Source organism: Roseibium sp., assembly GCF_051016195.1.
GTDB lineage: Bacteria > Pseudomonadota > Alphaproteobacteria > Rhizobiales > Stappiaceae > Roseibium.
In genome coordinates this window covers 4,682,898-4,696,799 of sequence record NZ_CP134616.1, presented here as the reverse complement: position 1 = coordinate 4,696,799, position 13,902 = coordinate 4,682,898, and the positions used below count along the sequence as shown (strand labels likewise).

16 protein-coding genes are annotated in these 13,902 nt (G+C 58.7%); 14 read left to right on the top strand and 2 right to left on the bottom strand.

Annotated features, from left to right (window positions below; genetic code table 11):
• Positions 1-64: 64 nt before the first annotated feature.
• The 7 genes from tmk to RDA78_RS21430 all read left to right on the top strand — a co-directional run bounded on the left by tmk (position 65) and on the right by RDA78_RS21430 (position 5,649).
• Positions 65-751: a dTMP kinase gene (gene tmk, locus RDA78_RS21460; protein WP_434051813.1), complete on the top strand. Its 687-nt coding sequence runs from the start codon at positions 65-67 to the stop codon at positions 749-751.
• Entirely contained in the window at positions 751-1,812 is a 1,062-nt protein-coding gene (locus RDA78_RS21455) for a DNA polymerase III subunit delta' (protein ID WP_434051812.1), read from the top strand. The genes tmk and RDA78_RS21455 overlap by 1 nt, the downstream gene beginning before the upstream one ends.
• Before the next feature lie 75 nt (positions 1,813-1,887).
• The gene (locus RDA78_RS21450) at positions 1,888-2,694 is read left to right on the top strand and encodes a TatD family hydrolase (protein WP_434051811.1); all 807 of its coding nucleotides are present in this window, start codon (positions 1,888-1,890) and stop codon (positions 2,692-2,694) included.
• Positions 2,691-3,527, top strand: coding sequence for an MBL fold metallo-hydrolase (locus RDA78_RS21445; protein ID WP_434051810.1), 837 nt, complete (start codon positions 2,691-2,693; stop codon positions 3,525-3,527). The genes RDA78_RS21450 and RDA78_RS21445 overlap by 4 nt, the downstream gene beginning before the upstream one ends.
• Complete coding sequence (locus tag RDA78_RS21440) at positions 3,517-4,041, top strand: regulatory protein RecX (protein ID WP_434051809.1); 525 nt, start codon at positions 3,517-3,519, stop codon at positions 4,039-4,041. The genes RDA78_RS21445 and RDA78_RS21440 overlap by 11 nt, the downstream gene beginning before the upstream one ends.
• A 339-nt stretch (positions 4,042-4,380) precedes the next feature.
• Positions 4,381-5,007, top strand: coding sequence for a LysE family translocator (locus RDA78_RS21435; protein WP_434051808.1), 627 nt, complete (start codon positions 4,381-4,383; stop codon positions 5,005-5,007).
• 174 nt (positions 5,008-5,181) lie between these two features.
• A complete protein-coding gene (locus RDA78_RS21430) occupies positions 5,182-5,649 on the top strand; it encodes a hypothetical protein (protein WP_434051807.1) in 468 nt (155 codons plus the stop codon).
• A gap of 17 nt (positions 5,650-5,666) precedes the next feature.
• Here the strand turns inward: RDA78_RS21430 and arfB are convergent, their stop codons facing one another.
• Positions 5,667-6,089 carry an alternative ribosome rescue aminoacyl-tRNA hydrolase ArfB gene (gene arfB, locus RDA78_RS21425; protein ID WP_434056186.1) on the bottom strand — a complete coding sequence of 141 codons (423 nt, stop codon included), beginning with the start codon at positions 6,087-6,089 and terminating at the stop codon, positions 5,667-5,669.
• 41 nt (positions 6,090-6,130) lie between these two features.
• On the bottom strand, positions 6,131-6,805 hold the full coding sequence (gene rutR / locus RDA78_RS21420; RefSeq protein WP_434051806.1) for an HTH-type transcriptional regulator RutR: 675 nt from the start codon (positions 6,803-6,805) through the stop codon (positions 6,131-6,133).
• A gap of 485 nt (positions 6,806-7,290) precedes the next feature.
• Between rutR and RDA78_RS21415 the strand changes: the two genes are divergently transcribed.
• The 7 genes from RDA78_RS21415 (at position 7,291) to RDA78_RS21385 (ending at position 13,853) form a co-directional block, all read left to right on the top strand.
• Positions 7,291-8,619, top strand: coding sequence for an aspartate aminotransferase family protein (locus RDA78_RS21415; protein WP_434051805.1), 1,329 nt, complete (start codon positions 7,291-7,293; stop codon positions 8,617-8,619).
• Between the two features lie 26 nt (positions 8,620-8,645).
• The gene (locus tag RDA78_RS21410) at positions 8,646-8,933 is read left to right on the top strand and encodes a cupin domain-containing protein (protein WP_434051804.1); all 288 of its coding nucleotides are present in this window, start codon (positions 8,646-8,648) and stop codon (positions 8,931-8,933) included.
• A gap of 10 nt (positions 8,934-8,943) precedes the next feature.
• Positions 8,944-10,200 carry a Zn-dependent hydrolase gene (locus RDA78_RS21405; protein ID WP_434051803.1) on the top strand — a complete coding sequence of 419 codons (1,257 nt, stop codon included), beginning with the start codon at positions 8,944-8,946 and terminating at the stop codon, positions 10,198-10,200.
• Between the two features lie 102 nt (positions 10,201-10,302).
• Positions 10,303-10,590 carry a GIY-YIG nuclease family protein gene (locus RDA78_RS21400; RefSeq protein WP_434051802.1) on the top strand — a complete coding sequence of 96 codons (288 nt, stop codon included), beginning with the start codon at positions 10,303-10,305 and terminating at the stop codon, positions 10,588-10,590.
• 203 nt (positions 10,591-10,793) lie between these two features.
• Positions 10,794-12,251, top strand: a complete 1,458-nt coding sequence (gene hydA / locus RDA78_RS21395) for a dihydropyrimidinase (protein ID WP_434051801.1) — start codon at positions 10,794-10,796, stop codon at positions 12,249-12,251.
• A 341-nt stretch (positions 12,252-12,592) separates the two neighbouring features.
• A complete protein-coding gene (locus tag RDA78_RS21390) occupies positions 12,593-13,384 on the top strand; it encodes an ABC transporter ATP-binding protein (protein ID WP_434056185.1) in 792 nt (263 codons plus the stop codon).
• Positions 13,374-13,853, top strand: a complete 480-nt coding sequence (locus tag RDA78_RS21385) for an N-acetyltransferase family protein (RefSeq protein ID WP_434051800.1) — start codon at positions 13,374-13,376, stop codon at positions 13,851-13,853. Before RDA78_RS21390 ends, RDA78_RS21385 begins: the two co-directional genes overlap by 11 nt.
• Positions 13,854-13,902 lie beyond the last annotated feature (49 nt).

Genomic DNA, 13,902 nt, shown 5'->3' with positions numbered 1-13,902 from the left:
TAACAGTTGGTGAGCAGTGCCATGCGCTCATCCGATGGGCCGGCCTGAAGGAGACGGGAACAGCTTGTCGGGACATTTCATTACCTTTGAAGGCGGAGAGGGCGCAGGCAAGTCGACCCAGATCGCCCGACTGAAAGCCTTTCTGGAAAGCAGCGGAAAGTCTGTCGTCGTCACGCGGGAGCCAGGCGGCTCGCCGGGAGCGGAAAAAATTCGATCGCTGCTGTTGTCGGGGGGCGCGAAGGATCAGGGGCCGCACGCGGAAGCCATGCTGTTTGCCGCTGCCCGTGCGGATCACGTCGATGCGACGATCAACCCAGCCCTGCAGCGCGGTGATTGGGTGCTTTGCGACAGGTATTCGGACTCCACCCGCGTTTACCAGGGCGAAGCAGGCGTCGAACAGGATTATCTCAAGTTGTTGGAACTTGCGGCCGTTGCCGGCTTGCGGCCCGACATGACGCTCCTGATCGATGTGCCGCCGAAAATCGGTCTGAGCCGTGTTGCCAAACGATCTGCAACCGACGACAGCGGCGGTCCTGACCGGTTTGAAGACGAAGCCGTTGCGGTCCATGAACGCCGCCGGAAAATGTTCCTGCAACTCGCACTGGACGAAGCCTACAGGTTCACGATCGTCGACGGATCACGGGACGAGGATTTTGTCGAGCGCGAAGTCCGCGAGGCCGTATTGAACACTTTCCCGGAGGAATTCGATATTGATCTCGACCAGGCGGTTTCACCCGCGAGGCCGTTCTGATGGCACGCCGGGCCGAACCAGTCGATATCCCCGAGGTCGACGCCATTCCAGGTTATCCTCTTCCGAATGAACAGATGCATCTCTTCGGGCACCGCGGGACCGAAAAGTCGCTGCTGGACGCCTATCGGTCGCAGCGCCTTCATCACGCCTGGATCCTCGGCGGTGCCAAGGGCATTGGAAAGGCGACCCTGGCATTCCGCTTTGCGAAGTTCATCGTTGTCAATCCCGATCGCTTCGGAGCAGGCGTATCCGCCGCAACCGATTTGTCGGTCCCCGCGGACCATCCGGTATCAAGGCAGATGACAGCCGGCGGGCACCCGAACATATTGCATCTGCGCAGACCCTGGGACGAAAAGTCGAAACGGTTCAAGTCCGATCTCCCGGTGGACGAGGTGCGCAGAACCGTCTCCTTTTTTGGAACAACGGCTTCAGCGAAAGCATGGCGCATCTGTATCGTGGATGCTGCGGACGACATGAACGCGAGCTCCGCCAACGCCCTCCTGAAGATCCTCGAAGAGCCACCCGAGCGATGCCTTTTTCTCGTCCTGAGCCATGCACCGGGCCGCCTCTTGCCGACCATTCGCTCCCGATGCCGCCGCCTGGGAATGGACGCGCTTTCTTCAGCTGAGATTGCCGACGGTCTGCGAGTGCTTGGCGTGGACAGCTTGCCCGCGCCCGATGACTTGGCTGAACTCGCAGCAACCGCTGACGGAAGTCTGCGCTCAGCCATATCGCTCTTGTCCGGCGACGGGCTCGCAATCGCGAAAGGGGTCCGGCAGTTGGCGGACAATGTCGCCCGACTGGATTTGAGCGCTGTACACGCGCTTGCCGACCTCGTTGCCGCGCGTGGTCAAAATGATAACTGGTTGAATTTTCAGCATGTTCTAGAGCGCATGTGTCATGAGCGTATGCGCCAGGATGTGCGCACAGGCGTACCGGCAGCCTATCGCCACGTGGAACTTTGGGAAAAGACCGGCCGCGCGATCCGCGATGCGGACGCCCTTAATCTCGACCGGAAACAAGTGGTGCTCGACTTTTTCTTTGCCTTGCGGACGGCCTGAGCGACACCGCTCTTGGGAAATGTGCGGTTTCCGGCTATCAAGGCGCGCCGAACAGTCTCGATTCCAGGATCCTTCATGCTTGTCGACAGCCACTGCCACCTTGATTTTCCCGATTTCGACAACGAACGAGCCGACCTGATCTCCCGGGCTCACGCCGCGGGTGTCGATCTGATGGTGACCATCTGCACCCATATCCGCAAGTTCGACCGGATCAGGGCAATCGCAGAGACCTATGATGAGGTCTACTGCTCTGTCGGCACGCACCCGCACAATGCCGGCGTCGAGCGCGGTATTCCGGTCGAAGAGATCGTGTTGCTGGCAGCACATCCGAAAGTCGTCGCGATCGGCGAAGCAGGTCTCGACTATTTCTATGACAAGGCGCCGCGCGACGCTCAAGCCGAGGGTCTGCGCACGCATATCGAGGCCGCCCGGCAGACCGGTCTGCCGCTGATCATTCACGCACGCGATGCCGACGACGACATGGCCGCGATCTTGCGCGATGAAATGGGGAAGGGGGCCTTCCCCGCCCTCCTGCACTGTTTCTCGTCCGGCCGGGATCTGGCGCTGACCGGGATCGAACTCGGTCTTTACGTCTCCTTCTCCGGAATTCTGACCTTCAAGAAGTCCGATGAATTGCGTGCAATAGCACGAGAGCTTCCAGCCGACCGGCTTCTGGTCGAAACAGATGCGCCCTACCTTGCGCCTCAACCCAGGCGCGGCAAACGCAACGAGCCTGCCTATACGGCCATGACCGCCGCGGTGCTCGCTGAAACACGGGGCGTCTCCGGAGAAGAAATGGCGCGACAGACAACCGAGAACTTTTTCCGCCTGTTTCAGAAGGTGCCGAAACCAGACGCGTTTCCCGGGGCCGCGCCACAATGAGCGTCCGGCTGACGATCCTCGGGTGCGGGTCCTCCGCAGGGGTGCCGCGCATCGGCAATGACTGGGGCGCATGCGACCCGAATGAACCGAGAAACCGCCGACGGCGCTGTTCGCTTCTTGTCGAAAAGCGCGGTGAATACGGATGCACGACGGTCCTGATCGACACCGGTCCGGACCTGCGCGAACAGATGCTCACCGAGAATGTCAGTCACGTGGATGCGGTTCTCTACACTCATGCACATGCCGATCACCTTCACGGGATCGACGACTTGCGCGCCTTCTGGCTGCTCAGCCGCCGCCGGACGCCTGTCTATATGGACAAAGAAACGCACCAGCGTGCCCTGGAAGCCTTCCGCTATTGTTTCGAAAAACCGGAAAGCTCGAACTATCCGCCGATCCTTGAGCATCATCTGATTGGAGACGGAAAGCCTGTCGAGATCGTCGGAGACGGCGGCACACTGACATTCGAACCGATCACGGTCACACATGGCGACATTGATGCACTTGGCTACAGAATAGACAACGCGGCTTATATTCCCGATGTATCTGACATCTCAGAAACTGCTCTCAAAAGCCTGAAAAAATTGGATATTCTCATCCTGGATTGCCTTCGTCGCACGCCGCATCCAAGCCATTTCTGCCTGGAGGACGCGCTTCGATGGACAGAGAGAATTAAGCCGAAAGATGCGGTTTTCACCAATCTGCATTGCGATCTCGATTACATGGAATTGAGCAACGAACTGCCTGAGACGATCCAGCCTGCCTATGACGGTCTGCAGATCGATCTGGCCGTGCCTGAATACCGAAAAGATCCCTCGAGACATGGCGGGTAAACCGGACCCGAAGCTGCCGACGATCGAACGCCTGACACGGTCAGCCGTTCACTATCTGGAGCGTTACAGTTCGTCTGAAAGCAATCTGCGCAAGGTATTGGAACGCCGCGTCCTGAAAGCGTGTCACCATCATGGGCGCGATCCGGCCGACTTTACCGAAATGATTGAAACCGTTGTCGGAAAATGCACCGGATCCGGTCTTGTCAACGATCGGACCTATGCCGAGACCAAGACGGCAAGCCTCAGGCGCCGTGGCGGTTCGCGCCGCAAGATCGAAGCGCAACTGGCGCACAGAGGCGTTGACCGAGAGACGATCCAATCCGTGCTGGACATGGGCAGCGTGCCAGAGGAAGAAGCCGCCGCGGTCTATGCACGGCGGCGCCGGCTTGGTCCGTACCGAAACGTCGCTGACAGACAGGCACGCAGAGAAAAAGATCTGGCAGCGATGTGCCGCGCGGGCTTTTCATTCGATATTGCCGCACGGGTGATCGATGGGGCAAACGAGGACGAATAGTGACACAGGTAAGCGCGGGACCAAGCGAGATGTACCAAACGCCCGAGAACGCACCGCTATTTGGCCCATAAAAAAATGTTCCATAATATTGATTATGCGAATTACTGACTTTCCTACGGGTGTGCACGCAACGGCCCTGATCTTAGCGCTCAACTTGCGCCTCCCCAGTGCCGGCCTTCGCTCGTGAGCTTCGTCCTGGCCACCACATCGCTCCGCACATTCCGATTGCAGCGCATGAAGTGCGTTGCGCGTGGTCACACAGGCATGCATGACATTTCCCTTTCCTGATCGCCGAACATCGCGTTTAGTTGTCCGACCCGGCAACCGGCAGGATGAAGAATGACCTATGAAACATGGATTGCTTTTGTTGTAGCGAGCTTCGTCGTTGTCCTGATCCCGGGTCCGAACATCGTCCTGACTGTCAACTACGCGATCACTGACGGCAAACGATCCGGGTTGGCGACCGTTCCGGGCGTGGTGCTGGGAGCATTCTTGGCGATGTCCGTTTCGCTGCTGGGAGCCGGTGCAGTCCTGGCGACATCGGCATTTTTATTCACGCTGCTGAAGATCGCCGGTGCGGTCTACCTGATCTGGCTTGCCTACGAACTCTGGATATCTACAACAGACGATTTGTCACCGGGCGCCAAGTCCGAGCCAAAATCGCTGCGGATCCTGTTTTGGCAATCGTTTCTGATCAGCGTTCTCAATCCCAAGGGACCTGCCTTTTACGTTGCATTCGTTCCCCAGTTCGTCAGCGCCTCTGGCCCCGTTTTCACCCAGTTCGCCATTCTTGTTGCGACGTTCCTTGTCGTTGCGGCTCTGAACAGTCTTGGATGGCTTTTCTTCGCTGACGGTTTGAGATCCTGGTTTCGGAAACCATCAGCAAGAAAAGCCCTGAATCGAGCGGGCGCGAGCTGCCTCTTTCTCGCAGGCATCTTCACACTGCGTCTGGGTAAGTCTGCCTGATCGGCACTCCAGCAGACGGTAAGCGCAACCGGAAAACGCTTGAATGTGATCCAAACCACAGGACACAACGCTGCGCTCTTCTATGTTAGGTTTGCACTGGGGTGCCGACCCAAGTGTCGGGCTCGCGCCCGGCCGGTTTGATCATTTGAACAATAGACACGCGAGAACACTTTCATGTCCTCGACATTTCATGCATCTGATTGGGAAGTATCCGGCTATATGGACGGTGGCGTTGGTGCAGGCATTGCCGGCGGATACTGGACGTTCATTTTCAGAAGCCGTGCTGCCAACTATGCAGGCATTTATGGCTTTGCTGGCGGCGGACTGGGCTTCGGCGGGCGCGGCGGATCGATTTCCCTTCCCGAGTTCGGCGGTGAAGCGGCGCATTACTCGTACACACGCATTCACTGCAATCGCATTTTCACCGCCAACGACCTGGACGGTTGCTACGGGCGTTTGACAACGGCGGGTGCAGGCGCGGGTGCCGGATACGGCCTGTGCAGTATCACCGCGGTCAACATGGGCGGCACGCTTTTCAGCAGCCAGGATGTCAACGGACCTGGCTTCACTGCAGGTGCGTCTGCAATGACGACGATGGGTATTTGGGCACGGATCACGGTGTTGAGCTATTCAATGACGTGACCCAAGGGTCCATCCACCTAGTCGTCGTACCTCGCCCCTCGCCCGCGCATCTTCTTGATCTGTCCGCGCTGTTTCTTGGCATCCAAACGCCGTTTCTTGGCCCCCAGCGTAGGTTTGGTCGCCTTGCGCGGTTTCGGTTTCTCGGTTGCCTTGCGCAACAGTTCCAGCAACCGCTCAAGCGCATCTTCGCGGTTTCGTTCTCTGGTTCTGTAACGGTCGGCCTGAAGAATGATTTCGCCATACTGGGTAAGCCGGCTTCCGGCTATTCTGGCTGCGCGGGACTTGACGTCTTCCGGCAGCGTCTCGTTGCCCGCAAGGTTGAACCGCAACTGTACGGCGGTGGAGACCTTGTTGACATTCTGGCCGCCCGGTCCGGACGCCCGGATGAAGTCCTCGGAGATATCCTCTTTTCTGATATGGATTTTTCCCAGGACCGTGATGCGCGACGCGGAAAACGGGTCTGCAGGATCGTCGTCCACGACTAGGCACCGCCATCCATCGGTGCCGTCAGACCAATACCGTTCAGAAGCAGTGCGGTCACCGAGGCAACCGTCTCTTCGAAGAACTCGGGATCACTCAGGTCCCTGCCCGTCAATGCTTTTACCTGTATGGAGAAATCCGCATAGTGCTGCGTTGTCGCCCAGATCGTGAAAATCAGGTGCACGGGGTCTATCCGTTGCATCCTTCCCGTATCGATCCAGTCCTCGATGACCTGGGCTTTTTCTTCAACGAGGCGCTTCAGATCACCTTCCAGGATCGGCAGGATCTGGGGTGCGCCCTGCATGACCTCATTGGCGAAAAGCCGCGAAGCTTCGGGGTAGTCCGCCGACATTTGAATCTTCTGGCGGATATAGGCCGCAAGCTCCTGTGCCGGTTCGCCGGACGCATCAAGCGTTTTCAGAGGCGCCAGCCAGACTTCAAGGATATGCGCAAGCGTTGCCTTATAGATCGCTTCCTTGGACGAGAAATAGTAGAGAAGGTTAGACTTCGACATCCCGGCTTCGGCCGCGATGCGTTCGACCGTTGCACCCGAGAATCCCTTCCTGGAAAATTCGCTCAATGCCGCATCCAGAATAAGCGATCGGTTTCGCTCCTGAATCCGGCTAAGGCCTCCATTTTTCTGAGAAACCGGTCCCTGCCCATCAAGACTTGTCATAAAATACGTCCGCTTCCAGCCTTAAACTGCCCCTGCCGGGCATGTGCCGCAATCGGCCAAATCCTTCGTATTCGGCCATTTCTCCTGGGACATGACTGCTTCTGAAGCTGATTGACCACAAATTGGTCATGCCGAATGGAATTGCATCTTGACCATTTGGTCAAATTACTCCTAGGGTAAATTGACCAACTGGTCAGAAGGCTAGTCGAACATCTGGTTGCCTGCAACGGGGAACTCTTGAAGCTTCGCACCTATCTGATCATCATAAACAAAACCGGTGAATACCGGACAAGGCCGAAACGGCCATCCAGAGATCGATCGGCGCTTCTTTGCCTGGAGTTCTCCAGAAGAAGAACCGGGAACAGTGTGGTGAGAGGACCAGCATCGCCGGACGCTTGCACTTCGCAGGCCGGCAAATCGTGGGCGTTTTCTCCAGCACGAACAGATGAAACGCCAGCCCTTTGACCGGGCTGCAAGGAGGACGCATGTCAGCGCCGGCACAGGCAGCAACCAACAACCTCGAAGCCTTCTGGATGCCCTATACGGCGAATCGACAGTTCAAGAAGGCACCGCGCATGTTTGTCGCGGCCAAGGACATGCATTACACGACCGCCGACGGCCGTCAGGTCCTCGACGGAACGGCAGGCCTGTGGTGCTGCAATGCAGGTCACTCGCGCCCCAGAGTGGTCGAGGCAGTGCAAAAACAGATCGCGGAGCTGGATTACGCGCCGGCGTTCCAGATGGGTCATCCAAAGGCCTTCGAACTGGCCGCCCGCCTGTCGGCGATTATGCCCTCGCCGCTTGACCACGTCTTCTTCACCAATTCCGGCTCCGAAAGCGTCGACACGGCCCTGAAGATCGCGTTGGCATATCAGCGAGCCATCGGACAAGGCACGCGCACACGCCTGATCGGCCGTGAACGCGGCTATCACGGCACCGGTTTCGGCGGCATTTCAGTCGGCGGGATCGTTGCCAACCGCAGAACCTTCGGCACGATGCTGACTGGCGTCGACCACATGCGTCATACCCATGATCCGGCGCGTAATGCGTTCTCCCGAGGTATGCCGGAGGAAGGTGCCGAATACGCCGAAGACCTGATCCGCATCATCCAGCTGCATGACCCGTCCACAATTGCGGCAGTCATCGTGGAACCTGTCGCAGGGTCGACCGGTGTCCTGATCCCGCCGAGGAATTACCTGGAGCGGCTGCGCGAGATCTGCACGGAAAACGGCATACTCCTGATTTTCGACGAAGTGATTACCGGTTTCGGACGTCTGGGATCGCCGTTTGCGACCGATTTCTTCGGCGTGACGCCGGACCTGGTAACCACCGCCAAGGGGCTGACCTCTGGCGTCATCCCGATGGGGGCGGTGTTCTGCTCCTCCCACATCTACCAGGCTTTCATGACCGGTCCGGAACACCTGATCGAGCTGTTCCACGGCTACACCTATTCCGGACACCCGGTTGCCTGTGCCGCAGCGCTTGCAACGCTCGACACCTACGACGAGGAAGACTTGCTGACCCGTGCCGCGGGGCTGGCGCAGCACTGGGAAGACGGATTGCACGCGCTCAAGGATTGTCCGCATGTCATCGATATTCGCAATCTCGGTCTGATCGGCGCGGTCGAGCTTGAACCGATCGCCGGCGAGCCGACAAAACGCGCCTTCTCCGCCTTCCTGAAAGCCTATGATGATGGCATTCTCATACGCACGACCGGTGATATCATCGCCCTCTCCCCGCCGCTCATCATCTCGAAGGAACAGATCGATGAGCTCTTCGGGAAGCTGCGCGCGGTTCTTCACGCGATTGATTGAATTGATCAAAACGAAGGCTGAACGTCATGAAACGGGAACAGGCAACGGCCACGCAGCTGATTGACGACGACAGGGTCCGCGTGACCCGCTTCGATTTTGCTCCCGGTGCGGAAACCGGCTGGCACCGGCACGAAATGGATTACGTGATCACGGCGCTGACCGACTGCCAGATGCTCCTTGAAGAGCCCGGTGGGGAAAGCCGCGAGGTGCTTGTTCCGGCCGGAACCGTCTATCGCCGTGATGAAGGCGTTGAGCACAATGTAATCAACGGCGGGGACGCGCTCATGTCCTTCGTCGAAACAGAATTGAAATAGGAGATTTCAGATGGCAGCTCCGGGCGAAAACCTTAGGATCAACGCGGACCGTCTTTGGGACAGCCTGATGGAAATGGCCGAGATCGGCCCGGGCGTTGCCGGCGGCAACAACCGGCAGACCCTGACAGATGAGGATTCCGAGGGCCGCAAACTGTTCCAGAAGTGGTGTGAGGAAGCCGGCATGACGATGGCCGTCGACACCATGGGGAACATGTTCATGACGCGCCCCGGAACCGATCCGGATGCCCTGCCCGTCTATGTCGGCTCCCATCTCGACACCCAGCCGACCGGCGGCAAATATGACGGTGTCCTCGGCGTCCTGGGCGGCCTCGAGCTGGTTCGCTCGATGAACGACCTTGGCGTGAAGACAAAACACCCGGTCGTGGTCACCAACTGGACCAACGAGGAAGGCACACGCTACGCTCCGGCCATGCTGGCCTCAGGTGTGTTCGCAGGTGTTCACACCCAGGACTGGGCCTACGAGCGCGAAGACGCGGAAGGCAAGGCATTTGGCGATGAACTGAAGCGCATCGGCTGGGTCGGTGACGAGGAAGTCGGTGCCCGCAAGGACAAGATGCACGCCATGTTCGAGCTTCATATCGAACAGGGTCCGATCCTGGAGGCGGAAGGCAAGGATATCGGCGTCGTGACCCATGGCCAGGGCCTTTCGTGGACGCAGGTCACCGTCACCGGCAAGGACAGCCACACCGGCTCCACGCCCATGCTGATGCGCAAGAATGCGGGTCTCGGCATGGCAAAGATCCTCGAACTTGTTGACGAAATCGCTTGGTCCCACGCCCCGCACGCGGTTGGCGCTGCCGGACATATTGATGTCCATCCGAACTCGCGCAACGTCATACCCGGCAAGGTGGTCTTCACGATCGACTTTCGCTCACCTAACCTGGCCGTCATCCAGGGCATGGAAGAGCGGTTGAAGACCGGGGCAAGGAAGATCTGTGACGACATGGGCCTTGAGGTGGACTTCGAAAAGGTCGGCGGGTTCGACCCGGTCGAGTTCGACAAGGGCTGTGTTGAAGCCGTGCGCAATGCAGCCGAACGTCTCGGCTACAGCCACCGGGACATCATTTCCGGCGCCGGACACGATGCCTGCTGGATCAACAAAGTCGCCCCGACGGCCATGATCATGTGCCCGTGTGTCGACGGCCTGTCGCACAACGAAGCAGAGGAAATCACCCGGGAGTGGGCCAAGGCCGGTGCGGACGTCCTCTTCCACGCGGTTGTCGAAACGGCAGAGATCGTGGGGTAACGATAGCTCTTTGGTCCCGGATCAGGTCCGGGACGACGAAGAAATTGATGCGCCGTCCCGGCCTCGAGCCGGGACCCAGATCACGAACGTCAGAAAGGACCGATGACCTATTTCGTCTACATTCTGGCAAACAGGCCGAGAGGGGCGATCTACATAGGTTCAGCGCGGAATCTGCGGAATAGGATCGAACAGCACAAAGCAGGAATACGCGGCAGTCACACGGAGAAATACAACATCAAGACGCTTGTTTACTTCGAGGTCCATGAGGGAGCAATTGATGCAGTCCATCAGGAGCGAAGATTGAAGAGATGGAGACGGGCCTGGAAGGATCAGTTGATTGAAAGCACCAATCCGGACTGGTCAGATGTGAGCGATCAGATCCCCTATTAGAGGATCTTGTGAGCAATGGTCCCGGATCAGGTCCGGGACGGCGCAACGGGAGCGTAGGAAGCCTGAACAGAGCGGGCAAAACCGATTGAAGAATTGCTGTCCCGGCCCTGAGTCGGGACCTCGACAGGTAACCATGGAATTGTCCCGAACCCGGATCGGGACCTGAAACGTGACAGAACGCGGCAGAACAAAGGGGAACGATGATGGCAAGCAAAGTGATCAAAGGCGGCACGGTTGTCACCGCTGACCTGTCCTATGAAGCCGATGTGAAGATCGAGGGTGGCAAGATCGTCGAGATCGGCCCCAACCTCTCTGGCGATGAGACACTCGACGCAACCGGCTGTTACATCATGCCGGGTGGCATCGACCCGCATACACACCTGGAAATGCCCTTCATGGGCACATTCTCATCGGACAATTTCGACAGCGGAACGCGCGCGGCGCTTGCTGGCGGCACCACCATGGTTGTCGACTTCGCCCTTCCCTCGCCGGGCCAGTCACTGCTCGAAGCGCTGCAGATGTGGGACAACAAGTCGACGATGGCCCATTGCGACTATTCCTTCCACATGGCGATTACCTGGTGGGGCGAGCAGGTCTTCAACGACATGCAGGACGTCGTTCAGAAAAAGGGCATCAACACCTTCAAACACTTCATGGCCTACAAGGGCGCGCTGATGGTGAACGACGACGAAATGTACGCTTCGTTCCAGCGCTGTGCCGAACTCGGCGCCCTGCCCCTGGTTCATGCCGAAAACGGCGATGTCGTCGCAAGCCTTCAGCAGAAATTGCTCGCAGAGGGCCACAACGGACCGGAAGGCCACGCCCATTCCCGTCCGCCGGAAGTGGAAGGCGAAGCCACCAACCGCGCAATCATGATCGCCGACATGGCGGGTGTTCCGGTCTATATCGTCCACACGTCGTCAGAACAGGCACATGAGGCCATCCGCCGCGCGCGCCAGAACGGCATCCGCGCCTACGGCGAACCGCTCATTCAGCACCTGACGCTGGACGACAGCGAGTATTACCACCACGACTGGGACCACTCGGCGCGCCGCGTGATGTCGCCCCCGTTCCGGGACAAGAAACACCAGGACTCGCTCTGGGCGGGTCTTGCGGCGGGCTCTCTCCAGGTCGTTGCGACCGACCACTGCGCCTTCACCACCGAGCAGAAGCGCACCGGCGTCGGCGATTTCACCAAGATCCCGAACGGCACCGGCGGTCTTGAGGACAGATTGCCGATGCTGTGGACCTACGGCGTCAACACAGGCCGCCTGACACCCAACGAATTCGTCGCCGTCACTTCAACCAACATCGCAAAAATCCTCAATATCTATCCGAAAAAAGGCGCAGTTTTTGTTGGAGCAGATGCAGATCTGGTTGTCTGGGACCCGGATAAGGAAAAGACGATCACAGCCGGCAACCAGCAGTCGGCGATCGACTACAACGTCTTCGAGGGCAAGAAGGTCAAGGGCCTGCCACGCTACACGCTCACCCGCGGTCGGGTCGCCGTGGAAGACGGTACGGTCAACCACAAGCAGGGCCATGGCGAGTTCGTGGCACGCGAGCCGTTCCACGCTGTCAACAAGGCGCTCAGCACCTGGAAGGAACTCACCGCGCCGCGCAAGGTGGAACGCACCGGCATTCCCGCCAGCGGGGTTTGATGGAAGACCAAAAAAGTTCGGTGAACACCAAAGTGATCGAGGGCAGCGCGTTGTTCCCTCTCCCCGTGGGAGAGGGCTAGGGTGAGGGAACGAATGGGAGTGGGGACCGATAGTTTTGTCCCCTCACCCGGACCTGCGGTCCGACCTCTCCGACCGGGAGAGGTAACTTGGGGCAAACCTCGCTGCCGCAACAAACCGGAGCCGGCATAACTTTGCCATCTGTGTCTGATCGCTGCCACCACCTGCCTTGAACGCCGAACTGCGAGGCATGTGCTGGAAAACGAAAAACGGAAAAGAGAATGTTGACCGCCGCTGAAATCGAATACGGACTGGACGATGCAATGAAGGAACAGGCCAAGCGGGTGATCGATATCGACAAGCTGTCGCTCACCTTCCAGACCAATGACGGCCCGGTTCATGCGCTGTCCGATATCGATCTGAAAATCGACGAGGGCGACTTCGTTTCCTTCATCGGGCCGTCCGGGTGTGGAAAGACCACGCTGCTGCGCGTTATCGCTGATCTGGAACAGCCGACGGCAGGCTCGATCACCGTGAACGGGAGTTCACCGCAGGAAGCCCGCCTCAACCGGGCTTATGGCTACGTTTTCCAGGCAGCTGCGCTTTATCCATGGCGCACGATCGCCAAGAACGTCGCCCTTCCGCTGGAAATCATGGGGCTCTCAAGGGCCGAACAGCAGGACCGCATCGCGCGGAACATGGAGCTGGTGAACCTTGCCGGTTTCGAGCAGAAGTACCCCTGGCAGCTTTCCGGCGGCATGCAGCAACGCGCCTCAATCGCCCGCGCTCTTGCAGTCGAGCCGGATCTCCTGCTGATGGACGAACCCTTCGGCGCGCTCGACGAGATTGTCCGCGACCACCTCAACGAACAGCTCCTGCAGCTCTGGGCGAAAACCAACAAGACCGTGGTTTTCGTTACCCACTCCATCCCGGAAGCCGTCTTCCTGTCTACGAAGATCATCGTTCTCTGTCCGCGCCCGGGACGCATCTACGACGTCATTGAGAGCGACCTGCCGCGCGACCGGACCCTGGACATCCGCGAATCCCCGGAATTTCTGAAAATTGCGCACCGTGTCCGCGACGGTTTGCGCGCGGGGCATTCCTATGAGGATTGAACCAGAGAACATATTCGAGATCCGCAACGCGCGCCGTCAGGACATGACAAGATGCGGAGAGATCCTGAACGACTGGATCGACGAGACCCCTTGGATGCCGCGCGTTCATTCACATGAAGACGTTGTTCGCTACCATACTGATTTTGTTTATGAAAACCGGAATATCCTTGTCGCGGAAAACAGCGGCGAAGAGATCAAGGGCTTTGCAGCGACAAGCTCCGATGCTTTCGTCACAGGGTTCTACCTTGCTCGGGACATCCGGAAAAAGGGTCTGGGCCGGCGCTTGTTGGATCACATCAAACACGAGCACCCGTCGGGTCTCAGTCTCTGGACCTTCGTGGCCAACACACGGGCGCAGAGATTTTACGTGCGCGAAGGCTTTTCCGAAAAACGCCGGACAGACGGCGACAACGAGGAAAACCTGCCGGACATTCTCTATAGCTGGCACCTGAAAGGAGCAGCCGCGTGACCGACACTGCCCTCTCCTCACCCCGCACCAACCTCAGCCCGTTTGCCGG